This window comes from Mesocricetibacter intestinalis, assembly GCF_004363295.1.
GTDB classification, from domain to species: domain Bacteria; phylum Pseudomonadota; class Gammaproteobacteria; order Enterobacterales; family Pasteurellaceae; genus Mesocricetibacter; species Mesocricetibacter intestinalis.
The window spans coordinates 1-22,078 of sequence record NZ_SNYQ01000009.1 but is presented as its reverse complement, the minus strand read 5'-3'; the positions used below and the strand labels follow the sequence as shown (position 1 = coordinate 22,078).

The 22,078-nt window shown below is 46.7% G+C and carries 22 protein-coding genes, 2 tRNA genes and 2 rRNA genes; 11 read left to right on the top strand and 15 right to left on the bottom strand.

The window, feature by feature from the left end:
- The first annotated feature begins 44 nt into the window (after positions 1–44).
- From EDC45_RS09200 to nfuA, 6 genes are all read left to right on the top strand, one after another.
- Positions 45–947 carry a glycyl-radical enzyme activating protein gene (locus EDC45_RS09200; RefSeq protein ID WP_133545671.1) on the top strand — a complete coding sequence of 301 codons (903 nt, stop codon included), beginning with the start codon at positions 45–47 and terminating at the stop codon, positions 945–947.
- A 5-nt stretch (positions 948–952) separates the two neighbouring features.
- Positions 953–3,385, top strand: coding sequence for a formate C-acetyltransferase/glycerol dehydratase family glycyl radical enzyme (locus EDC45_RS09195; RefSeq protein WP_133545669.1), 2,433 nt, complete (start codon positions 953–955; stop codon positions 3,383–3,385).
- A complete protein-coding gene (locus tag EDC45_RS09190; protein WP_133545667.1) occupies positions 3,360–4,190 on the top strand; it encodes a DeoR/GlpR family DNA-binding transcription regulator in 831 nt (276 codons plus the stop codon). The genes EDC45_RS09195 and EDC45_RS09190 overlap by 26 nt, the downstream gene beginning before the upstream one ends.
- Positions 4,191–4,215: 25 nt before the next feature.
- Complete coding sequence (fsa, locus tag EDC45_RS09185) at positions 4,216–4,878, top strand: fructose-6-phosphate aldolase (protein WP_133545665.1); 663 nt, start codon at positions 4,216–4,218, stop codon at positions 4,876–4,878.
- 313 nt (positions 4,879–5,191) lie between these two features.
- On the top strand, positions 5,192–5,878 hold the full coding sequence (locus tag EDC45_RS09180) for an amidophosphoribosyltransferase (protein ID WP_133545663.1): 687 nt from the start codon (positions 5,192–5,194) through the stop codon (positions 5,876–5,878).
- 92 nt (positions 5,879–5,970) lie between these two features.
- Complete coding sequence (gene nfuA / locus EDC45_RS09175) at positions 5,971–6,552, top strand: Fe-S biogenesis protein NfuA (RefSeq protein ID WP_133545661.1); 582 nt, start codon at positions 5,971–5,973, stop codon at positions 6,550–6,552.
- A 28-nt stretch (positions 6,553–6,580) separates the two neighbouring features.
- Here the strand turns inward: nfuA and EDC45_RS09170 are convergent, their stop codons facing one another.
- The 7 genes from EDC45_RS09170 to EDC45_RS09140 all read right to left on the bottom strand — a co-directional run bounded on the left by EDC45_RS09170 (position 6,581) and on the right by EDC45_RS09140 (position 10,858).
- On the bottom strand, positions 6,581–7,015 hold the full coding sequence (locus EDC45_RS09170; RefSeq protein WP_133545659.1) for a SoxR reducing system RseC family protein: 435 nt from the start codon (positions 7,013–7,015) through the stop codon (positions 6,581–6,583).
- Between the two features lie 8 nt (positions 7,016–7,023).
- On the bottom strand, positions 7,024–7,977 hold the full coding sequence (gene rseB / locus EDC45_RS09165) for a sigma-E factor regulatory protein RseB (protein ID WP_133545657.1): 954 nt from the start codon (positions 7,975–7,977) through the stop codon (positions 7,024–7,026).
- A 66-nt stretch (positions 7,978–8,043) separates the two neighbouring features.
- On the bottom strand, positions 8,044–8,607 hold the full coding sequence (locus EDC45_RS09160; protein WP_133545655.1) for a sigma-E factor negative regulatory protein: 564 nt from the start codon (positions 8,605–8,607) through the stop codon (positions 8,044–8,046).
- A gap of 37 nt (positions 8,608–8,644) precedes the next feature.
- The gene (rpoE, locus tag EDC45_RS09155; protein ID WP_133545653.1) at positions 8,645–9,220 is read right to left on the bottom strand and encodes an RNA polymerase sigma factor RpoE; all 576 of its coding nucleotides are present in this window, start codon (positions 9,218–9,220) and stop codon (positions 8,645–8,647) included.
- Positions 9,221–9,326: 106 nt separating this feature from the next.
- A complete protein-coding gene (locus tag EDC45_RS09150) occupies positions 9,327–9,575 on the bottom strand; it encodes an FAD assembly factor SdhE (protein WP_133545651.1) in 249 nt (82 codons plus the stop codon).
- Positions 9,576–9,633: 58 nt separating this feature from the next.
- The gene (gene crcB, locus EDC45_RS09145) at positions 9,634–10,026 is read right to left on the bottom strand and encodes a fluoride efflux transporter CrcB (protein ID WP_133545649.1); all 393 of its coding nucleotides are present in this window, start codon (positions 10,024–10,026) and stop codon (positions 9,634–9,636) included.
- A gap of 13 nt (positions 10,027–10,039) precedes the next feature.
- Positions 10,040–10,858, bottom strand: coding sequence for a Cof-type HAD-IIB family hydrolase (locus tag EDC45_RS09140; RefSeq protein ID WP_133545647.1), 819 nt, complete (start codon positions 10,856–10,858; stop codon positions 10,040–10,042).
- 362 nt (positions 10,859–11,220) lie between these two features.
- Here EDC45_RS09140 and ilvG point away from each other — a divergent pair, with 362 nt between their 5' ends.
- The 4 genes from ilvG to ilvA all read left to right on the top strand — a co-directional run bounded on the left by ilvG (position 11,221) and on the right by ilvA (position 16,667).
- Positions 11,221–12,873, top strand: a complete 1,653-nt coding sequence (gene ilvG / locus EDC45_RS09135; RefSeq protein WP_133545644.1) for an acetolactate synthase 2 catalytic subunit — start codon at positions 11,221–11,223, stop codon at positions 12,871–12,873.
- A 33-nt stretch (positions 12,874–12,906) separates the two neighbouring features.
- Positions 12,907–13,143 carry an acetolactate synthase 2 small subunit gene (gene ilvM, locus EDC45_RS09130; RefSeq protein ID WP_133545642.1) on the top strand — a complete coding sequence of 79 codons (237 nt, stop codon included), beginning with the start codon at positions 12,907–12,909 and terminating at the stop codon, positions 13,141–13,143.
- 79 nt (positions 13,144–13,222) lie between these two features.
- Entirely contained in the window at positions 13,223–15,058 is a 1,836-nt protein-coding gene (ilvD, locus tag EDC45_RS09125; protein WP_133545640.1) for a dihydroxy-acid dehydratase, read from the top strand.
- A 67-nt stretch (positions 15,059–15,125) separates the two neighbouring features.
- Positions 15,126–16,667, top strand: coding sequence for a threonine ammonia-lyase, biosynthetic (gene ilvA / locus EDC45_RS09120; protein WP_133545638.1), 1,542 nt, complete (start codon positions 15,126–15,128; stop codon positions 16,665–16,667).
- A gap of 52 nt (positions 16,668–16,719) precedes the next feature.
- Here ilvA and EDC45_RS09115 read toward each other — a convergent pair whose 3' ends face one another.
- The 4 genes from EDC45_RS09115 to EDC45_RS09100 form a co-directional block, all read right to left on the bottom strand.
- On the bottom strand, positions 16,720–17,109 hold the full coding sequence (locus tag EDC45_RS09115; protein ID WP_133545636.1) for a RidA family protein: 390 nt from the start codon (positions 17,107–17,109) through the stop codon (positions 16,720–16,722).
- Positions 17,110–17,276: 167 nt separating this feature from the next.
- The gene (locus tag EDC45_RS09110) at positions 17,277–17,828 is read right to left on the bottom strand and encodes an NADPH-dependent FMN reductase (RefSeq protein WP_133545633.1); all 552 of its coding nucleotides are present in this window, start codon (positions 17,826–17,828) and stop codon (positions 17,277–17,279) included.
- Between the two features lie 154 nt (positions 17,829–17,982).
- Positions 17,983–18,465, bottom strand: coding sequence for a Dps family protein (locus EDC45_RS09105; protein ID WP_133545631.1), 483 nt, complete (start codon positions 18,463–18,465; stop codon positions 17,983–17,985).
- Positions 18,466–18,710: 245 nt separating this feature from the next.
- Positions 18,711–21,023 carry a Tex family protein gene (locus EDC45_RS09100; protein WP_133545629.1) on the bottom strand — a complete coding sequence of 771 codons (2,313 nt, stop codon included), beginning with the start codon at positions 21,021–21,023 and terminating at the stop codon, positions 18,711–18,713.
- 119 nt (positions 21,024–21,142) lie between these two features.
- Between EDC45_RS09100 and greB the strand changes: the two genes are divergently transcribed.
- Positions 21,143–21,622, top strand: coding sequence for a transcription elongation factor GreB (gene greB / locus EDC45_RS09095; protein ID WP_133545627.1), 480 nt, complete (start codon positions 21,143–21,145; stop codon positions 21,620–21,622).
- Positions 21,623–21,641: 19 nt separating this feature from the next.
- On the opposite strand, the gene EDC45_RS09090 is transcribed toward greB, so the two are convergent.
- From EDC45_RS09090 to rrf (EDC45_RS09075), 4 genes are all read right to left on the bottom strand, one after another.
- Positions 21,642–21,717 (bottom strand) — tRNA-Trp (locus EDC45_RS09090).
- Between the two features lie 16 nt (positions 21,718–21,733).
- Positions 21,734–21,810, bottom strand: a tRNA-Asp gene (locus tag EDC45_RS09085).
- A 9-nt stretch (positions 21,811–21,819) separates the two neighbouring features.
- Positions 21,820–21,935, bottom strand: a 5S ribosomal RNA gene (gene rrf, locus EDC45_RS09080).
- Between the two features lie 48 nt (positions 21,936–21,983).
- Positions 21,984–22,078 (bottom strand): 5S ribosomal RNA (rrf, locus tag EDC45_RS09075); the annotation flags it as partial.

Genomic DNA, 22,078 nt, shown 5'->3' with positions numbered 1-22,078 from the left:
ATGAAGAAAATTATACTTTCATTCAAAATTAACGAGGTTGTTATATGATTTTCAATATTCAGCGCTACTCAACCCATGACGGACCCGGCATCCGCAGTGTAATCTTTTTTAAAGGCTGTTCGCTGTCCTGTCGCTGGTGCCAAAATCCGGAAAGCGAATCCCGTAACTATGAACTTTTATTTGATGATCGCCTCTGCCTACAGGATTGCCGGCTATGTACGAATAACTTCCCTCATATTTTTTATAAAGAAAATAACAATCTTCGCATCAACAGAGATATAATTTCGAACGAAGAATATATAGCATTAAAAAACTTTTGTCCGAGTACGGCACTCAGCCTATGTGGAGAAGAAAAATCGCCGGATCAGATTATGCGGGAAATTCATAAGGACAGGGCTTTTTATCTGCGTAGCGGCGGCGGAGTTACGCTCTCCGGCGGCGAACCCTTTATGCAACCGGAACTGGCTCTTGAACTGCTGCGCAGATGTCGTGAAGTGGGTTATCATACGGCGGTGGAAACCTGTTTGCATACTTCCTGGAAGCAAATATCCCCCGCCTTACCCTACCTTAATTTAATTCTGGCGGATTTAAAACATACCGAGGCGGATATTTTCCGGCAATGGACCGGCGGTTCGTTAAAACGCATTCTGGATAACTATCGCCGTCTGTCTGCCGAGAGCGAAGCGGACATCATTGTGCGCATCCCTTTGATTCCCCAATTTAACGCCGACAAAGCAACCATAACCACTATGGTGGATTTTGTTGCACATGAAACCAAAGCGAAAGAAATTCATTTCCTGCCCTATCACAAGCTGGGTATGAATAAATACAAACTGCTGAACATAGCCTATCTCGCACCGCAAACGCCTTTAGAGGATATTGAACTGCTGGCTTTCGCCCAACAATATGCGCAACAACAACATCTCACCCCTATCTTAGGAGGATAACAGCCATGAGAACATTAGATCTAACCACTGTTACGGCACGTATTCAGGCCCATAAGAACGAGCTGATTCATATTATTAAACCCGATATTTGCGTAGAACGGGCGCAACATTATACCGAAAGCTATCAGCGCCATTTGGCGCAACCGACGGTAATACGTCGCGCGCTGGCGCTGGAAAACCATTTAAAACAAAAAACCGTCTGGATTAAAAACGATGAATTAATTGTGGGAAATCAGGCTAAAACGCCAAAAGCCGCGCCGATTTTTCCGGAATATACGGTCGGTTGGATCGAACAAGAAATCGATATTCTGGGCGAACGCCCGGGAGCGGGCTTCAACGTTAGCGCTCAGGATAAAGAAGTACTACACCGGGTTTGCCCTTGGTGGCACGGCCAAACCGTGGTGGATAAATGCTTCGCCTTATTTAGCGAAGAACACAAATCCCTGCTGGAAACCGTGATGATTAAAGCGGAAGGCAATATGAACTCGGGAGATGCACATTTGGCGGTAAACTTTCCGTTAATTCTGGAAAATGGGCTGGACGGTTTAATTGCTAAGGTTGAGGCGCGCCAATCAAGTGTGAAATTGACCGAACTGGAAGGGTTCTATCAAAATCAATTCTTAACCGCAGTAATTATCGCATTAAAAGCGATGAGCGCCTATATTGAACGCTATGCGCTACTGGCGCGGGAAATGGCACGACATGAAAAACGCGACTGGCGGCGGTTGGAACTGCTGCAAATTGCGGAAAACTGCGAACTTATCGCTCACCGTCCGCCGCAAACCTTCTGGCAGGCCTTACAGCTTACCTACTTTGTTATGCTGGTTCTACAAATCGAGTCTAACGGCCATTCGGTTTCTTTCGGTCGTCTGGATCAATATTTATATCCCTGGTATGAACGGGAGGTGCTGAAAGACAAAACCTTGGAACGGGAAAAAGCCATTGAATTACTGCATAGTTGCTGGCTGAAACTGCTGGAAATCAACAAAATTCGTTCCGGCTCTCATTCCAAAACTTCCGCCGGCAGTCCTATGTATCAGAATGTAACCATCGGCGGCCAAAAACTGGTTAACGGCGAAGCGCAAGATGCGGTAAACGAATTGTCTTATACCATTCTCGAATCCTGCGGTCGTCTGCGTTCCACCCAACCCAATCTGAGCGTACGCTATCACAGCGGTATTGATAATGAATTTATGCAAGCCTGTGTTCAGGTGATCAGTTGCGGGTTCGGTATGCCGGCATTTAATAATGATGAAATCGTGATTCCCGAATTTATTAAGCTGGGGGTAAGCCGAGAAGATGCCTATGACTACTCCGCCATTGGCTGTATTGAAACCGCCGTACCGGGTAAATGGGGGTATCGCTGTACGGGAATGAGCTTTATTAATTTCCCGCGTGTGGTTCTGGCCGCCTTAAACGGCGGTAAAGATGCAACCAGCGGGCTTATATTCCTGCCGGCACAAAAATCCCTTTCCCAAGGTAACTTTAATAACTTTGACGAAGTTATGACGCAATGGCGCGAGCAGATTGCATACTATACGCGGAAATCCATCGAAATTGAATATATCATCGATACCATGTTGGAGCATAATGTCCAGGATATTATCTGTTCGGCACTGGTGGACGATTGCATCGAAAAAGGCAAAACCCTGAAAGAAGGCGGCGCGAAATATGACTGGGTTTCCGGTTTACAGGTAGGTATCGCCAATACCGGTAACAGTCTTGCTGCGGTGAAAAAACTGGTTTTCGAGCAGGGAAACATCGGGCAGCAGGAACTGGCCGAAGCGTTGGAAAATAACTTCAGCGGTAGCCAGGGTGAAATCCTACGTCAGCGCCTGCTTAATGCAGCCCCGAAATACGGTAATGACGACGATGAGGTGGATTTGCTGTTAGTACAAGCCTATGAAGCCTATATCGAAGCCCTTGCTCAATACCGCAACCCGCGCTACGGCAGAGGCCCGATCGGCGGTGATTACTATGCCGGTACCTCATCTATTTCCGCCAACGTCCCTTTCGGCGCACAAACTGCGGCGACACCGGACGGGCGTAAAGCCTGGAGCGCTCTGGCGGAAGGCTGCAGCCCTTCTTCCGGTACCGATATATTGGGGCCGACGGCAGTATTTAACTCGGTCGGTAAACTACCGACGGGGAAAATTCTCGGCGGCGTACTGCTGAATCAAAAACTCAACCCTCAAGCCTTGGCGAATGAACGGGATCGACAAAAATTGATCCTGATGTTGCGTACCTTCTTTGATGTCCACAAGGGTTGGCATATTCAATATAATGTGGTTTCGAAGCAGACCCTGCTGGCGGCAAAAGCCGATCCGGATCAATATCGCGACCTTGTGGTACGGGTGGCGGGTTATTCAGCCTTTTTTACCGCACTTTCACCTGAAACTCAGGACGATATTATTGCAAGAACGGAACATTCCCTCTAGTTTTTATGATACATTGGTCGGTAAATATTTACCGACCAATAAGGCAAAGGCGATGAACCGGCTGAACGAACGACAACAAAATATTATTTTACAGGTTTTTAAAAAAGGACAAATCAAGGTCAGCGAACTGGCACAAATGAATCAGGTTTCCGAGGTAACCATCCGTCAGGATTTGACACTGTTGGAAGAAAATCATTATCTGAAAAGAACCCACGGCTATGCGGTAGCAATGGACAGCGATGATATCGCAACTCGGATCAGTATTAATTTTGCCTTGAAACAAAAACTGGCCACCTTCGCCGCTTCTCTGGTCAATCATGGAGATTACGTTTTTATTGAAGGGGGCAGCACCAATTCGCTGTTAGCCAAATATATCGCCTACAATAAAGCGGTTACCATTATTACCCCGAGCTGTTATATCGCCCGTATGTTAAAAGACAGTCCGGTCAAAATATTTCTGCTCGGCGGCGAATACCAAAAAGACAGCGATTATGTGGTCGGCCGCAACGCCTGTCGTTCGGTGCTGAATATGGAAATGGATAAAACCTTTATCGGTATCGACGGATTCGATGAAGACGGTATCAGCGGTAAAAACCGCAAACGGGCGGAGCTGGTTAATACCCTGCTTGAACGCAATCTCGAACATTATATTATTACCGATTCCAGTAAATGCGGCCGCAGTTTCCCGCATCATTATTCTTGCCCTTATCCGCTAGCCGGGTTTATTACCGATTCAGGCATTGCACCGGAATACGTTCATCTGCTTAACAAGATGAATATTCCGTTACATAAAGTTGAAATTTAATCTCATCACACAACAGGAGTATATTGTGGAACTCTTTCTCGATACGGCCAATCTTGCCGATGTAGAACGTCTGGCAAAAATTTTACCGATTCACGGCGTTACGACCAATCCCAGCATTATCGCTAAAGAAAAACGCCCGCTTTTAAGCGCACTTTCCGAGCTGCAACAGATTATAGGCAAAGATAAATTACTGTTCGCACAAACCATTGCCCATGATACCCAGGGAATGATTAAAGAAGCGCAGTACCTGCGGGAACATATTGATAATCTTATCGTAAAAATTCCGGTTACCGCCGAAGGCTTAAGTGCAATCAAAGCCTTAACCCAACAGGGTATTCCCACTTTAGGTACGGCGGTTTACGGCGCCGGACAGGGATTTTTGGCCGCACTGGCCGGTGCAAAATATATTGCCCCTTATGTCAACCGGATTGATGCTCAGGGTGGCGACGGCATCTGCGCAGTACGGGAATTAAATACATTACTGCGCCTGCATAAGCCGGAAACCAAAGTTTGCGCCGCAAGCTTCCGCACCCCGCGTCAGGTTCTGGATTGTATGCTTGCCGGCGCGGGTTCCGTTACCGTTGGCCCCGATGTTATTGAATTATTTATTCAAGATCCCGCCGTATTTGCCGCTATAGATAAATTTGATCAGGATTGGTTTCGGGCCTTTAATAAAAACAGTCTGTAATTAGGGATTCTTCCCGGGGAGCCTTGAGGCTCCTTTTTTCTTGCAAATTTACGAATATCCCCTGCAAAGTGCGGTCAAAAAACCAAGAGTTTTTCCGTATGCTCATCGATGGCAACCTATTTCGATTAAATTTACTTCTCCTGCCCCCTATGGGGCGGTTTAGCTATCTAGGCTATTTTTATTTTTTGTATCATTCCCACTGAAACTCCGATCTCGAACGCAACAATTCCCGCAATATAACCGCCTTTTTCCACCCTTTGATTAAGATTCGCTCAATACTGACAACCCCCTGAAGGAAAAGATAAAATCCCAAATGAACTGGTTAAGATTATGCTGCGTACAATGCCGAAACCCTCTCTTCCTGCCTCGCCAAGGGCTGTGCAGCCGCTGTGATAAGCTGATTGTACGCACACCCTATTGTTCCATGTGCGGAAGCCTGTTAACTCAAAATGCCAAGCGTTGCGGCATATGTTTGCAACGGACACCGGACTGGGATCAAATGGTTATCGTCGGGCGCTACCAAGAACCTTTATCTTCGCTGATTCACCGCTTCAAATTTCAAAATCAGTTCTGGCTGGATCGTACTTTAGCCCGTTTACTCCTGCTCGCAGTTTATCAAGCCAGAAGAGAACAGGGATTATTATTGCCGGAGCTGCTGATTCCCGTTCCGCTACATCGCCTAAGGCAATGGCGACGGGGTTATAATCAAGCAGCTTTAATTGCAGCTTATTTATCCCGTTGGCTCTCTTTGCCCTGTCGTAACGATTTGCTCTATCGTATTAAACATACAACTTCCCAGCTTGGGCTCAGTGCGGCAATGCGGCGCAAAAATCTACAGAATGCCTTTTCCGCTTCCCCACAATTATGTCATTGCGGCTACACTTCCGTGGCCTTGATCGATGATGTGATCACCACCGGCACGACCTTAAACACATTGGCAAAATTACTGCGCGCACAGGGCATATCCCATATTCAAGTGTGGGGGCTGGCACGTGCATAAAAATTTGCATAACGCCCGATCTAAGCGTATCATTCCCGACTATGTTACTCGGCTATATTGCCGTGATTCAAATTTAATCACCAGGGGATCATATGCAAATTAGTATTTCCGATGCCGCTCAGGCACATTTTCGTAAATTATTGGATCAGCAGGAAGAAGGCACCAATATTCGTATTTTTGTAGTCAATCCCGGTACGCCAAGTGCGGAATGCGGCGTTTCTTACTGCCCGGCCAATGCGGTAGAAGCAACGGATACAGAAATGAAATATGCAACCTTCTCCGCCTTTGTGGACGAAGTCAGCCTACCTTTCCTGGAGGACGCTGAAATTGATTATGTTACCGAAGAGCTGGGAGCTCAGCTGACCTTAAAGGCGCCTAATGCCAAAATGCGTAAAGTCGCAGAGGACGCACCTTTAATCGAGCGCGTGGATTATGTGATTCAAACTCAGATTAACCCGCAACTGGCCAGCCACGGCGGTCGTATCACCCTGATTGAAATCACTGATGAAGGCTATGCCATTTTGCAATTCGGCGGCGGTTGTAACGGATGTTCTATGGTAGATGTAACCTTGAAAGAAGGCGTGGAAAAACAGTTGGTGGAAATGTTCCCGAATGAGCTGAAGGGGGCAAAGGACGTTACCGAACACCAACGCGGCGAACATTCTTATTACTAAGGGAAAATTTTCGCTCTTTTCCGCTGTCTCAGCTCAATACTTTTAACAAAATCGGCGCATATGCCGATTTTTTATTTAATCGCGCCGCATAAACCTTTAGGCCTAAAAAAGAAAGAGCGGTCATCGCGAAGATAAACAGCGCATTCAGAAGCTCTTGCGCAAATAAATATTCTCCGATGAGGGCGCTAACCAGCAAAGTAACTAAGGGCAGAAGATATACTAATGATACGGAAAGCAACAGGGAACGTTCCGGTAATCCGATTTGCACCTGCTGGCCCGCCTGCAACGGCGTAATGGTTGCTATATTAAAAATATGTTCGCCTTTTCCGCCGCCCAATTCGGAAAGTGCGGCATTACCGCACTCACTTTTTGCCGCACAACTTCCGCATGCGCTTTTACTCTGACATTTTACCCTTGCTACGCCGGATTTATAATCAATAACGACCGCGTTTTCTATCAGCATATACCAACCTATTTATTAAAAATAATATCCTTAATAATACGCTTCGCCGTACTTAAGGGAAGTTGACCGATCAAGGTTACTTCTTTGTTATTTATCGTTTCACTGTAAATGGTATAGGAACCTTGTTTCCACACATTTTCCTGCATATTCGGCAACAGTTCATCGGAAACATACAGTGTAAAGAAAAACAAACCATCGGAGTATAGGCTGCTTTCGATCCGGTCGTTATTATCGCTTTCCACATTGCGATTAATCAGCTTAAACCCTTCCGGTACCCAGCCGGCCCGCCAGCCTAAAGGCTGATTGGAATCTCCGCGGATACTTAACATCGGAGCGGGGCGACGTATATTATTCAGATAATCGCTTAAGGGATTAAGCTCCTCTCCGACGTACAATGTTACAACTCGAAAACGTTCCAGTAAATTACCGTCGCGATCCAACATATCACTGCCCAACAAAAGGTGATTTTCTTCGTCCACAAATACCACATACTGATAACGGAAATTATCTTTCGGTAAAATTCGAATCGCCTGAACCACGCGATCTGCAATACGATTGCGTCCGAGATCGACAAAATCATAATAACGGGCCAGTTGATTAAAATCCGTCGCCATCACATTGGGTAAATGATCGACGATTTGTTTTCCCTGAATGGTGAAGGATTGATAGTTAGGATGAAAATAGCTGATTAGATCATCTCGTAAAATAATTTCTTGTTTTGTCCCTTCCAGATTCAGCAACTGAGCGTAAGACTTACCCTTAAGATTGACGTGCTGATAACGCAAGGTATCCGCACTAGTGGGATTAAACTGCACGAATGTGTACTCGTAGCTCAACTGATCCTTGGCTCGGCTCATTTCGTTCAAGCGTTGCAACGGCGATAAAGCGGTCTGAGCGAAAACAGCTGAACTAAATATCAGTATGGCGGGAAAAACAATGAAATTTCTGAATATGCTTGACATGAATATCTCGGCGGCAATAAAAGGATTCACCACCCGGTCGGTGGTGAATCTTATATAGGATAAATATTATTTATGTTGATTCTGCGCCGAATCGGCATAAACCCTGCGCTGCAGTTCGTAACTTTGCAACATGGCGCCGATACGTTTATTTTTCTGCTCTATTTTTTCTGCCGTAACCGCATCTTTCAAAGGCGCATTATAACTGACTTCCTGCACATTATTAGTGAACGGCAATGTTTGTAATACCGGCGTATCCGCACTGTTCTGCGAATTAGCGGACAAATTCAACGACTGGAAGCCAATAACCGAGGCCAGACATACACCGGCGGCAACTGCAACCTGTAATGCGGGTGCAAACCATTTTTTAACCTTTTGGATAAAGAGCGGACGCTGTACTTCCTCCGGCATCGGCTGAGAAACCAATAACTGCTCTTCCTGCCCGATAAGAGTTTCCATTTTAGCGGTAAAATCGGCGCCCAAAAAAACCGGACTTTCATCACGCATCAGGCTGCGGATTGCATGATAATTCGACCAAGTACGCTGTAATTCAGCATTCTGGCACAATTGCGCGGTCAATTTTTCATTAACCTGTTCACCATCCACATATGCCGAAAGTAACTCTTTTTGCATAGGATTCTCCAACTCTCTTATCTCTCTATCTTTGGGATCAACGTTGAATTAGCGGCTGAATTTTGCTCTCGATAATTTCTCTGGCCCGAAAAATGCGGGAACGTACCGTTCCCACAGGGCAATTCATTATTTCGGCAATATCTTCGTAACTTAATCCTTCCATTTCCCGTAAGGTTATTGCGGTTTTCAATTCTTCCTGTAAACCATCTATGGTTTCAAAAACAATTCGTTTTAATTCTGCGGATAACATTTCATTTTCAGGGGTATCCACATCACGCAAATGAGTACCTACATCATAACTTTCGGCATCTTCCGCTAAAATATCCTCATTGGGAGGACGTCGCCCCTGTGCGGTTAAGTAATTTTTTGCGGTATTTACCGCTATTCTGTAAAGCCATGTGTAGAAAGCGCTGTCGCCCCGGAAAGAATCCATGGAGCGGTATGCTTTGATAAAGGATTCTTGCGCAACATCGGGAATATCGTTGCGTGGCACATAACGCGTTAATAATCCGGCAACTTTATTCTGATAACGAGAAACCAACAAATTAAAGGCTTTTTTATCCCCCTGCTGTACTCTTTCTACCAAAGCCTGATCTGTTAGCTGTTCAGCCATATAACCTCTTGTTTATGACAAGCCCTAATATTTTAAAGACAGCAAGCAAGCTTATTTCTGCTTAGTTAGAGCCTGATCCCCGGAGAAAGTTCAAAAAATTATCAAATTAATTTTGTAAGCTGTTCTGAATATAGGCGACCATTTGTCGTAATGCGGCATCCGGCGCCTCAGCTCCGTTAAAAAACCATGAGAACAACTGTAGGTCGGAACATGCCAGTAGACGCACGAAGGTTTCCTGTTGCGCCGCATTCAAGCGCTCAAAATGCTGCTGATAAAAGGGCATAATGATTTTATCCAGCTCCAGCATTCCTCGCCGACAATCCCATTCAAGACGTAATTTATTATATTCTTTCATGTTATCTCTTAATTTTATTGATTGAACACAGTAACAAAACAAGCTCAGCCCATGCGGTTTAGCTCAGCCAACGTACCCATAATGCGCCGAACCAGGTAAACAACAATCCGCCGCACAAATGCAGGAAAAGAACCCCGAATCCTTCCGTCCAACGCTGCCGGAAAAAAAACTCCGTTACCTCGGCGGACAATGCGGAAAAGGTGGTAAGACTGCCGAGAAAACCGGTGATCAGAAACAAACGCCATTGCGGATCGAGCTGAGGAAACTGCCAAATCAACGCCATCAGCATACCGATAATAAAACAGCCCAGATAATTTGCCGCCAGCGTTCCGAAAGAAAACCAGCTAAACAGCGGATTAAGCCATAGACCCAATCCCCAACGTAATAACGCCCCCAATACGGCGCCGCTACTAATTAATAAGGCCGAATGAAAAAGGCCTGTGTTTCCCATTTATTAAACCCGATTAATAAATACCGAATATCGCCCGCAAATAAGCGGCTACAGATTCGCATTTATGCGATCCGATCCGTTCCAACTGCGGCAGGGCCGCCAATAAGCGAGGATCCGCATTTTCCATGATACAGCCTTTACCGACTTCACTCAGCATACCCACATCATTCATGCCGTCCCCAAAGGCAATGCAATCTTCCAGACCGTAATCATAATCTCGGATAATATGTGCAAGTGCGGTGGCTTTAGAAACATTTTTATTCATTACTTCCAGACAAATCGGCGTGGAATAGGTAATGGAAGTACGATCGCCGAATTTTTCATATAACCGACCTTCCAACTCCACCAAATCTTGCGGTGTTTTGCCGATAAAAAATATTTTCTCCGTTTGCTCACCGTGATGACGGGAAAAATCCACCACCTGATAACTAAAACCGGAATCTTTATGATATTTATGCAGCTGCGGAATATCCGTATTGATAAACCAATGGTTCCCCTGATAAGTATTCAGGCAGACACGTTTCGGATCAAAATCCATCTGCATAATGTCGAACGCCATAGCTTCCGGCAATAGGTTGGCGTACAGTAACTCACCTTGTCGGTTATGCACCTGAGCGCCGTTTGAGGTAATCATCAGAGCATTTTCAATTTCCATTTTAGCGAGGGTAGAAGCCACATCGGTATAACCCCGCCCGGTGGCAAGAATAATATTTACTCCTTTGCGGGCAAGTTTTTGTAAGGTTTTCACCGTAAATTCGCCGACCACATGATCAGCGTTCAATAATGTTCCGTCCATATCCGAAGCCACGGCGCGGAAAGGCAGTTGTTGCATAATATTTCTCAAATCCAATTAACAAAAAATTGCGCCTATAATAACAAAACTCATTGAAAATGACCGCTCTTTTTCCCGATTTGCAGATAAAACGTAAAAAATGATTTTAATTCCGTATAAATTGTGTTATCAATAATAAGCATACACAACATAACGCATTAAATTACAAACCTATGGTAAAACAACTGACTCTGAGCATTATTATCAACCTCGCGGTGATTATTATCACGGCGGGGCGAGCGGTTGTAAATGCGGGCTGATCGAATAAATAATTAAGGTTCCGAAAATACAAACCCTCGCCGTTACGGCGGGGGTTTTCTTTTTTCGGCATAACATAAAATAACAAACTTACAGGTGGAAAAATGAATGGGGCAAAACTTGTTACCGAATGCTTAAAAGCACAGGGCGTAGATATTGTTTTCGGCTATCCCGGCGGCGCCATTATGCCGGTTTACGATGCGCTTTACGATTGCGGCATCGAGCACTTACTCTGCCGTAATGAACAGGGCGCCGCTATGGCGGCCATAGGTTATGCCCGGGCGAGCGGAAAAACCGGCGTCTGTATTGCGACCTCGGGACCGGGTGCAACCAATCTTATCACCGGCCTGGGCGATGCCTTAATGGATTCCGTTCCCATCGTGGCGATTACCGGTCAGGTGGCAAGTGGATTAATAGGTACCGATGCCTTTCAGGAAGCGGATGTATTGGGTCTTTCCCTCGCCTGTACTAAACACAGTTTTATCGTACAAAGCATAGAAGAACTTCCGGATATATTTGCCAAAGCCTTCCAAATCGCCCGCAGTGGCCGCCCCGGCCCGGTATTGATCGACATACCGAAAGATATTCAATTTGCTTCCGCCGCTGTACCGGTCCCTCTTTATTCTCCCTCGCAACCTAATGCCCAAAACCCTGTCGCCCTTGAACAGGCGGCAGCGCTGCTGAAAGCGGCAAAACGCCCGGTACTTTATGTGGGCGGCGGCGTCGGTATGGCGCAGGCGGTCGAAGCCTTACGCCGTTTTCTTGATATAACCCGTATACCGAGCGTTTCTACCTTAAAAGGACTGGGCAGTATTCCCGCCGACAATCCTTATTATATGGGAATGATTGGTATGCATGGTACCAAAGCGGCGAATTATGCCGTGCAGGAAGCCGATCTGCTGTTGGTATTCGGCGCCCGTTTTGATGATCGCGTTACCGGTAAACTGGACAGCTTCGCTCCCCATGCCAAAGTGATTCATGCGGATATCGACAATGCCGAACTGAACAAACTGCGTAAGGCGGATATCTCGCTACAGGGAGATTTAATTCAGGCCGTTCGCGCCCTCAGCCTGGCACTGGAAATTGAACCTTGGCGGCAAAAGGTAAAAAATCTGAAACAGGAGTTTGATTTCCGTTACGGCGAAAATCGCGCTGGGGAAAATATTAATCCTCACTGGCTGCTAAACCACCTCTCATGCCGGAAAGGAGAAAATGCCATTGTAGTAACAGATGTAGGCCAACATCAGATGTGGTCGGCACAGCATATGCGCCATAGCGCGCCGGAAAATTACATTACTTCCGCTGCCTTCGGAACTATGGGATTCGGTTTACCGGCGGCGATAGGCGCACAAAAGGCACGTCCGCAAGACGAGGTAATTCTGATTTCCGGCGACGGTTCGATTATGATGAATATTCAGGAGCTGGGAACCATCAAACGCGCCGGTACACCGCTTAAAATAGTACTTATCGATAACCAGCGCTTGGGCATGGTACGGCAGTGGCAATCCTTGTTTTTCCGCGCCCGCCACAGCAACACTATTTTGGATGATAATCCGGATTTCGTTACCCTGGCATCCGCCTTCGGTATTAAAGGCGAACGTATTGAATCCGGCGGTGAAGTCAATGCTGCGCTGGAGCGTTTACTTAGCAGCCGGGAAGCCTATTTGCTACACGTCTGTATTCATGAAAACGAAAACGTCTGGCCCTTGGTACCACCCGGCGCCTGTAATTCAGATATGCTTGAAGAAATGCCCTAAGCCTCGGCTCTCGTTAATCCCTCGGAGAAAACTATGCAAAACAATCTACTCAGCCTCAGCGCCAATTATCGTCCGGAAACCCTGGAACGGATTTTACGCGTAATACGCCACCGCGGCTTCGGCCTTCTCGCACTGGAAATGCAAACCGCAGACAATAAGATCCACTTGAATATGCAGGTCAGCAGCCAACGTCCCTTGCATTTGTTAGTCAATCAGCTGGTGAAGTTGTATGATGTGGAGCAGGTGGACGTAAAAACTGAAAAATCTTAAAACAGCTCGGAAGAATTAACCCTTACAAAAACAATTGAAATATTGACCGCACTTTAGATGCTTAAAACTTGGAGAGATTATGGCTAAACTACGTTCGGCGACCAGTACTCAGGGTCGCAATATGGCAGGCGCCCGCGCCTTATGGCGGGCAACGGGAATGAAAGAACAGGATTTCGGCAAACCTATTATCGCAGTGGTGAATTCCTTTACCCAGTTTGTGCCGGGACATGTACATTTACGTAATATCGGCAAACTGGTGGCGGACCAAATCGAAGCCTGCGGCGGGGTAGCAAAAGAATTCAACACCATTGCGGTAGATGACGGTATCGCCATGGGACACGGTGGAATGCTGTACTCCCTGCCGTCGCGCGACCTAATCGCCGACTCGGTGGAATATATGGTTAATGCCCATTGTGCCGATGCCATGGTATGTATTTCCAACTGCGACAAAATTACCCCCGGAATGCTAATGGCGGCGTTGCGCCTTAATATCCCTACCGTATTTGTTTCCGGCGGCCCGATGGAAGCGGGCAAAACCAAATTATCCGATAAAATTATCAAACTGGATTTAGTGGATGCCATGATACAAAGCGCGGATAAAAACGTTTCCGATTCGGATGTGGAAAATATCGAGCGCTCCGCCTGCCCGACTTGCGGTTCCTGCTCCGGTATGTTCACCGCCAATTCAATGAACTGCCTGACGGAAGCGCTCGGCTTAAGCCTGCCCGGCAACGGTTCCTGTCTGGCCACCCATGCGGATCGCAAACAGCTGTTTCTGGATGCGGGAAAACAAATTGTAGAACTCTGCAAAGCCTATTATGAGCGTGAAGATACCAGTGTTTTACCTCGTTCCATCGCCACTAAAGCGGCCTTTGAAAATGCGATGAGTCTGGATATTGCCATGGGCGGCTCCACCAATACGGTACTGCACCTACTTGCCGCCGCTCAGGAAGCGGAGGTAGATTTCACCATGGCGGATATCGATCGCCTCTCGCGTCATGTACCCTGCCTGAGTAAAGTTGCGCCAAATACGGCAAAATACCATATGGAAGACGTACACCGCGCCGGCGGTATTATGGCTATTTTAGGCGAGTTGAATCGGGCCGGTTTATTGCATGGAGAAACCCGTACCCTACTGAGAATCAGTCTGGCAGAACAAATCGAAAAATACGATATTATGACCAGCCAAGATCAGGAGGTACATAAATTTTTCCGCGCCGGTCCCGCCGGTATTCGTACCACTGAAGCCTTCTCGCAGGATTGCCGCTGGGATAGCCTGGATACCGATCGCCAAAACGGTTGTATTCGCGACAAGGCGCACGCTTATAGCCAAGACGGCGGACTGGCGATGTTAAGCGGTAACCTAGCGGAAAACGGCTGTATCGTTAAAACCGCCGGAGTAGACGAATCTATCCTAAAATTCACCGGCGAAGCCATTGTATTCGAAAGTCAGGAAGATGCGGTGGAAGGCATTTTGGGCGGTAAAGTACGTGCCGGTCATGTGGTGGTAATACGTTACGAAGGGCCGAAAGGCGGGCCGGGAATGCAGGAAATGCTGTATCCGACCAGCTATCTGAAATCCATGGGGCTGGGCAAAGCTTGCGCTCTGCTCACCGACGGCCGTTTTTCCGGCGGTACCTCAGGTTTATCCATCGGCCATTGTTCGCCGGAAGCTGCCGCAGGCGGTACCATAGGCTTGGTTAAAGACGGCGATACCATCGCGATTGATATCCCGCAACGAAAAATCGAATTATGCGTAGCCCCCGAAGAACTGGCGCAACGTCGCGCACAGCAAGATGCCAAAGGCTGGCAACCGGTCGATCGTCGCCGCGAAGTGTCTTTTGCACTGAAAGTTTTCGGTCATTTTGCGACCTCTGCGGACAAAGGTGCGGTACGCGACAAATCAAAACTTTAGCTCGACTTAAACCAAAAGTGCGGTAAAAACGACCGCACTTTTTATCCCTTATTATCGGTAACTCAATATGCTAAACACATTCACAACAAATTCACCGGACGCAACGGACTATTTAAAAGCGATTATCAGCTCTAAAGTTTACGAACTGGCTCAGGTTACGCCGCTACAGGCAATGCCGAAACTTTCGGAACGACTGGACAATAACGTCCTGATCAAGCGGGAAGACCGCCAGCCTGTACATAGTTTTAAACTGCGCGGTGCCTATGCCATGCTCGCCGCCTTGAGCCCGCAGCAAAAAGCCGCCGGGGTTATCGCCGCCTCCGCCGGTAATCATGCTCAGGGGGTTGCTTTGTCGGCCAAAACACTGGGCTTAAAAGCCCTGATCGTGATGCCGCAGAATACCCCAAGCATTAAAGTGGATGCGGTACGCAGCTTCGGCGGTGAAGTATTGTTGCACGGCACCAACTTCGACGAAGCGAAAACCAAAGCCATCGAATTGTCGCAAAGCAAACATATGACCTTTATTCCCCCCTTTGATCACCCGATGGTAATCGCCGGACAAGGTTCGCTGGCCATGGAATTGTTACAGCAGAACGCCTATATCGATCGGATTTTCGTACCTGTGGGCGGCGGCGGATTAATCGCCGGCATTGCGGTATTAATTAAACAGCTGATGCCGGAAACTAAGGTAATCGGCGTTGAATCCCGAGATTCCGCCTGTCTGTATCATGCGTTGAAAGCCGGCCACCCGGTCAGCCTGGAACGGGTCGGTCTGTTTGCCGACGGTGTTGCGGTAAAACGTATCGGCGACGAAACTTTCCGCCTCTGTCAGCAATATGTCGATGATGTGGTATTGGTGGACGGTGATGAAATCTGTGCGGCGATGAAGGATATTTTTGAAAACGTACGTGCCGTTGCCGAACCCTCCGGCGCATTATCATTGGCGGGACTGAAAAAATATGTGAAAGAACATCAGATCAGAAACGAAACCCTGGTCAATGTTCTATCGGGCGCCAATCTCAATTTCCATACCCTACGTTACGTTTCCGAACGCTGCGAAATCGGGGAGAAACATGAAGCCTTATTCGCCGTTACCATTCCGGAAAAACGCGGTAGCTTTCTAACCTTCTGCCGGATTCTGGGGCAAAATGCGGTAACCGAATTTAACTATCGGTATGTCGATGAAGAGCAGGCCTGTATTTTTGTCGGGATACGCATCAGCGGTGAACAGGAAAAGCTGAGCATTCAAAATCAGCTGATTCAGGGCGGCTATAACGTACGGGATCTGTCCGAAGACGATATCGCTAAAACCCATATCCGTTATATGATCGGCGGTCGCGCACCGAGCCATCTGCCGGAACGCTTATACAGTTTCGAATTCCCCGAACAAAAAGGCGCGCTGCTAAAATTCCTGGAAACCCTGGGCACGACCAACGCCAATATTTCCCTGTTCCATTATCGTGCTCACGGCGCCGATTACGGTGATGTGCTGGCGGCATTTCAAATTGAAGAAAAAGACGGTGCCGCTTTCGAACAATATCTGGATAAACTGGGTTATGCCTATCAGGACGTTAGCACCAGTCCTGCTTACCGTTATTTTCTAGGCTAAAAAAATCGCCCGCCAACATTAAGTGGCGGGCGGTTAATACTTTGGCTTCAGCTTATTTTCTGACTGCAATGGCTTCAATTTCTAAACCGACGTCTTTCGGCAAACGTGCCACTTCCACACAAGAACGGGCCGGGAAACTCGGGTGGTTATTTTGCTTAAAGAAACGTTCATACTCGGCATTTACCGCAGCAAAATCATTTAAATCCTTCACAAAAACCGTAGTTTTAACAATATCCGCCACAGTCAAACCCGCCTGCTCGATAATCGCTTTAACGTTTTCCAGAGATTGGCGTGCCTGCGCAACGATATCCGCCGGAACTTCACCGTTTGCCGGATTCACCGGAATCTGACCGGAAGTCAGTACCAGATTACCTAAATCCACCGCCTGCACATAAGGTCCGATAGCCGCCGGGGCTTGTTCGGTATGAATGATTTTTGTCATGCTGTTTTCCTTTTTTAGGTTAAAAAAATACTGTCGCCGTATTATCCCACGGCAAGCTCAACCAGCGATATCATACCCTTATCGACAAAAATTTACAAAAAAACAACCGCTCTTTTACAGAGCGGTTGTCATATTCACAGCAATCTTATTTTGCTTAACAACGGAGATCAAAATTTAGCCACAAATTCGGCATAACCCGTAATAAACTGCTGTAATGTCTGGCTGACGGCCTCAATCAGAATATTCCCCTGCTCATCAAACAACCCGTTAAAAATTGATCCCAAGGCCGGGCTTTGCGCATAAACAGGCATATTGATAAAGGAACCGGAAGCAATAGTTCGCAGTTGATCCGCAACCCGGATACCGCCCGCCATAGAAGCGCCGACAGTAACAATACCGGCCGGTTTACCGATCCATTTACTCTGTCCCATCGGACGTGAAACCACATCAATGGCATTTTTCAGCATTGCCGGAATCGCCGCATTATGCTCCGGACTAACGAATAATACACCGTCAGCATTTTCAATTTGTTTGCGGATACGCTCGTAGGCCGCCGGACTGTTTTCATCTAAATCCCGATCATATAAAGGTAAATCGGCAATTTCCACCGGGTTCAACCGAATACTTGCCGGCGCCATTTTTTGTAAATGGGAAGCAACCAGTTTACTGATCGAAGTCTTGCTACCGCTGCCGATTAATAATGCGATTTGTTTTGTCATAATTATTATTCCTAGTTAATAAACGAACTGGGGCTATTGTAGAAAATTTCCCGTTATAAGAAAATACGGCGATTTATTGAAAAACTATTTCCTAACAGGAAAAAATAGCCATAAAAAAATGCGGTGAAACACACCGCACTTTTAATTCACCTTATTACTGATGGCAGCTTTCGCAAGCGGCACTCAACATCCAGATGATTTTTTCCTGGGAGGAAATATAATCGCTGAGTAGCGAAACGGAACCCTCATCTTCCGCTTCAGCCGCGACAGCAAGGATTTCACGCTGCTGTGCCAATAGGGTTTTAAATCCTTCCAGAGCGCCCTGCAAACAATCCTGAGCAGAACTTGCGCCTACATGCTCTTTAATACGGGAAACCTGCAGGTATTGGCTGAAGGCGTGTGCAGGAGTATAACCCAGGGTTAAAATACGTTCTGCGATCTCATCTACTTTTTCCACCAGATCATTATAGTATTCTTCAAACTTTTCATGCAGAGAGAAGAAATGAACGCCTTTAATATTCCAATGGTAACCACGCATATTCATATAAAATACCTGATACGAGGCCAACAGTTTATTCAATTCCGCCGCAACATTTTCCGATGCAACTTTATCCAAACCGATATTATTTACTGACATAATAGACTCCTTATATTTTGTTGTACTCTGTGTTATCGAGGTCTATTGTAGGGAATCCTTGCACAAAAATAAAATTGTCAGCACTGATACATTTAATAGAAATTAGCAATCAAAATAAAATCTTTAATAAAGAATAATTATCAAATAATCTGAACTAAAAAAGTAAAAAAAGACCGCACATTAATTTTAAAAAAAGAAAATGCGGTCTTTAACCGATTAACAGAATGCCAACAGCAATGGAAAGCTTATTTTTTCCAATTTTTTAAGGCATCGGCAAAGGCATTCCCCATAGTGCTATTCTCACGCCGCCGCCCGCTGTTATGCGTCGCAAAAGAGCGTTCTTTCGGCATTGCAGAGCGGTCGGATTTTTCATCTTTTTTCGCAGCATTCTCATTTAGGCGCATACTCAACGCAATACGTTTACGCGCGATATCCACCTCCAGCACTTTTACCTTAACAATATCGCCGGTTTTTACCACCTGATGGGGATCCTGTACAAACTTATCCGCCAACAACGAAATATGCACCAACCCGTCCTGATGCACCCCGATATCCACAAAGGCGCCGAAATTGGTTACATTCGTTACCGTCCCTTCCAGAATCATACCGCTTTTTAAATCTTCGATACTTTCCACCCCGTCCATAAAGGTCGCAGTTTTAAACTCGCCGCGCGGATCACGCCCCGGTTTTTCCAATTCTTTAAAAATATCTCGTACCGTAGGTAAGCCGAACTGCTGATCCGTAAACTGCTGAGCTTCAAGTTGGCGAATAACCGCAGCATTGCCCATCAGCTCAAGAATAGACTGCTGGGTCGCCTGAAGAATTTTTTCTACCACGGGGTAGGCCTCTGGATGCACGCCGGACGCATCCAGCGGATTTTCGCCCTGGGCAATACGCATAAAACCGGCGCACTGCTCAAAAGCTTTCGGCCCTAAACGCGGTACCTTCATTAACTGCATACGACTTTCAAAGCGCCCATTGGCATCACGGTAATCCACAATATTCTGCGCCAAGGTTTTCGTCATACCCGCAACCCGGGCCAACAATGGTGCGGAAGCCATATTTAAATCAACCCCGACCGCATTTACACAGTCTTCAACCACGGCATCCAGTTTACGCGCCAGCTGAGTTTGGTTCACATCATGCTGATACTGACCGACACCTATGGCTTTCGGATCGATTTTTACCAGCTCCGCCAAAGGATCCTGCAAACGGCGAGCAATGGAAACCGCACCGCGCAAAGATACATCAAGCTCGGGAAATTCTGCCGCCGCCAATTCGGAAGCGGAATATACCGATGCTCCCGCTTCGCTGACAACAACGGTTTGCGCCTTCCAATCCTTAAAGCGCTGCATCACATCTTTGGCAAACCGCTCAGTTTCCCGAGAAGCGGTGCCGTTACCTATAGCAATAAGCTCAACACCGTATTTTTTCCCCAAGGTATATAAGCTCAGTGCCGCCCGCTCCGATTGCCCCGTATGCGGATAAATCGTATCCGTACTCAATAATTTACCGGTATTATCAACCACGGCGACCTTAACCCCGGTACGCAATCCCGGGTCTAATCCCATTGTATTTTTCGCTCCTGCCGGCGCAGCCATAAGCAAGGCATTCAGATTACGTGCAAATACATCGATGGCTTCCTCTTCCGCTTTTTCACGTAATGCGCCCATCAGCTCCGTTTCAAGGTGCAACGCTACTTTAATTTTCCAGGTCCAGGCGATAACCTGCTCACGCCATTTATCCGCCGCCTGATGATTAAACTCAATGCCCAGATGACGACGAATTATCTCTTCACAGTAGCTGTGCCGGATATTTTCTTCGGCTTCGGGATCGGCGTTTAAAGTTAATTGTAAAATACCCTCGTTACGCCCGCGAAACATTGCTAAAGCACGATGAGAAGGTACCGCATGCAAGGCTTCGCTATAATCAAAATAATCTTGGAATTTATTGCCTTCGATTTCCTTACCCGCAATCACTTTCGAACTGATAAAAGCATTCTTCTGCAAATAAGCGCGTACCTTGGCCAAAAGTTCGGCATCTTCGGCAAAACGTTCCATCAGAATATAACGGGCGCCGTCCAATGCGGCTTTGGTATCTTCAATCCCCTTATCTTGAGCGATATAGTCTGCCGCCGCCTGCTCGGGTTCCCGACCGGGCTCATTCCACAATAAGTCGGCCAATGGTTGTAACCCCGCCTCTATGGCGATTTGCCCTTTGGTACGACGCTTAGGCTTATAAGGGAGATACAAATCTTCCAGCTCGGTTTTACTTTGTGTGGACAAAATTTTAGCCCGTAGCTCATCGCTCAGTTTCCCCTGTTCTGAAATTGAATTCAGAATGGTTTGACGGCGCTCTTCCAGTTCGCGCAAATAGGTCAAACGGGTTTCAAAATGACGTAGCTGCCCGTCGTCCAAACCACCGGTGGCTTCTTTACGATAACGAGCGATAAAAGGAATTGTGTTGCCGTCATCCAATAATTGAATGGCCGCCATAATTTGTTGTGCCTGTACGCCGAGTTCGGCTGCGATAATCAGGCTGAGTTGTTGATTTAACATAGATATTTTCTGTACTTCGTTGCATGAAAAATTCAGCATAGCATACTGTTTTTAGCTTGCGGGCTCAAATATTTCTTGAACTTAGCGTATAATCCGACAAAACATTAACGGAAAAAACCATGGCAAAATCAAACTATATCACTCGTAACGGCTGGAATGCTTTAGATCGGGAACTGAAATACCTTTGGAAAGAAGAACGCCCTAAAGTTACTCAGGCGGTATCGGAAGCCGCAGCACTAGGTGATCGCAGCGAAAATGCAGAATATATTTACGGCAAACGACGTCTGCGCGAAATTGATCGGCGCATACGTTTTCTGACAAAGCGTCTGGAGGTACTACAAATCGTGGATTATCATCCGCGTCAGGAAGGAAAAGTATTTTTCGGTGCATGGATCGAACTGGAAACGGAAACCGCCGAAGTAAAAAACTATCGAATTGTCGGATGCGATGAATTTGATCCCAGCAAAAATTGGATCTCCATCGATTCACCGGTAGCACGTGCTTTAATCGGAAAAGAAAGGGACGATGAAATAAAAGTAGATACCCCATCAGGGAAAATATCTTTCTATATCAATAAAATATGGTATGAAAAAGAATAAGATAATAACTAGAAACTGATGGCAGGGGCGGAGAGGCTCGAACTCCCAACACCCGGTTTTGGAGACCGGTGCTCTACCAATTGAACTACGCCCCTATTGATAGAAAATAAATGGCGGAATGGACGGGACTCGAACCCGCGACCCCCTGCGTGACAGGCAGGTATTCTAACCAGCTGAACTACCACTCCGAAATGGGTGATTGGCAGTGACCTACTCTCACATGGGGAAGCCCCACACTACCATCGGCGTAACAGCATTTCACTTCTGAGTTCGGCATGGGATCAGGTGGAACTACTGCACTATTGCTGCCAAAAATTTTTATTTAGTTAGCATACTGAAAAACAATATACTAAGTAAATAAACCTGGCGGTGACCTACTCTCACATGGGGAAGCCCCACACTACCATCGGCGTTACGGCGTTTCACTTCTGAGTTCGGCATGGGGTCAGGTGGGAC

Coding starts and splice junctions, on each gene's coding strand:
- EDC45_RS09200 (WP_133545671.1), top strand. CDS start 45: ATGATTTTCAATATTCAGCGCTACTCAACCCATGACGGACCCGGCATC.
- EDC45_RS09195 (WP_133545669.1), top strand. CDS start 953: ATGAGAACATTAGATCTAACCACTGTTACGGCACGTATTCAGGCCCAT.
- EDC45_RS09180 (WP_133545663.1), top strand. CDS start 5,192: ATGAACTGGTTAAGATTATGCTGCGTACAATGCCGAAACCCTCTCTTC.
- nfuA (WP_133545661.1), top strand. CDS start 5,971: ATGCAAATTAGTATTTCCGATGCCGCTCAGGCACATTTTCGTAAATTA.
- EDC45_RS09170 (WP_133545659.1), bottom strand. CDS start 7,015: ATGCTGATAGAAAACGCGGTCGTTATTGATTATAAATCCGGCGTAGCA.
- rseB (WP_133545657.1), bottom strand. CDS start 7,977: ATGTCAAGCATATTCAGAAATTTCATTGTTTTTCCCGCCATACTGATA.
- EDC45_RS09160 (WP_133545655.1), bottom strand. CDS start 8,607: ATGCAAAAAGAGTTACTTTCGGCATATGTGGATGGTGAACAGGTTAAT.
- rpoE (WP_133545653.1), bottom strand. CDS start 9,220: ATGGCTGAACAGCTAACAGATCAGGCTTTGGTAGAAAGAGTACAGCAG.
- EDC45_RS09150 (WP_133545651.1), bottom strand. CDS start 9,575: ATGAAAGAATATAATAAATTACGTCTTGAATGGGATTGTCGGCGAGGA.
- crcB (WP_133545649.1), bottom strand. CDS start 10,026: ATGGGAAACACAGGCCTTTTTCATTCGGCCTTATTAATTAGTAGCGGC.
- EDC45_RS09140 (WP_133545647.1), bottom strand. CDS start 10,858: ATGCAACAACTGCCTTTCCGCGCCGTGGCTTCGGATATGGACGGAACA.
- ilvG (WP_133545644.1), top strand. CDS start 11,221: ATGAATGGGGCAAAACTTGTTACCGAATGCTTAAAAGCACAGGGCGTA.
- ilvM (WP_133545642.1), top strand. CDS start 12,907: ATGCAAAACAATCTACTCAGCCTCAGCGCCAATTATCGTCCGGAAACC.
- ilvD (WP_133545640.1), top strand. CDS start 13,223: ATGGCTAAACTACGTTCGGCGACCAGTACTCAGGGTCGCAATATGGCA.
- ilvA (WP_133545638.1), top strand. CDS start 15,126: ATGCTAAACACATTCACAACAAATTCACCGGACGCAACGGACTATTTA.
- EDC45_RS09115 (WP_133545636.1), bottom strand. CDS start 17,109: ATGACAAAAATCATTCATACCGAACAAGCCCCGGCGGCTATCGGACCT.
- EDC45_RS09110 (WP_133545633.1), bottom strand. CDS start 17,828: ATGACAAAACAAATCGCATTATTAATCGGCAGCGGTAGCAAGACTTCG.
- EDC45_RS09105 (WP_133545631.1), bottom strand. CDS start 18,465: ATGTCAGTAAATAATATCGGTTTGGATAAAGTTGCATCGGAAAATGTT.
- EDC45_RS09100 (WP_133545629.1), bottom strand. CDS start 21,023: ATGTTAAATCAACAACTCAGCCTGATTATCGCAGCCGAACTCGGCGTA.
- greB (WP_133545627.1), top strand. CDS start 21,143: ATGGCAAAATCAAACTATATCACTCGTAACGGCTGGAATGCTTTAGAT.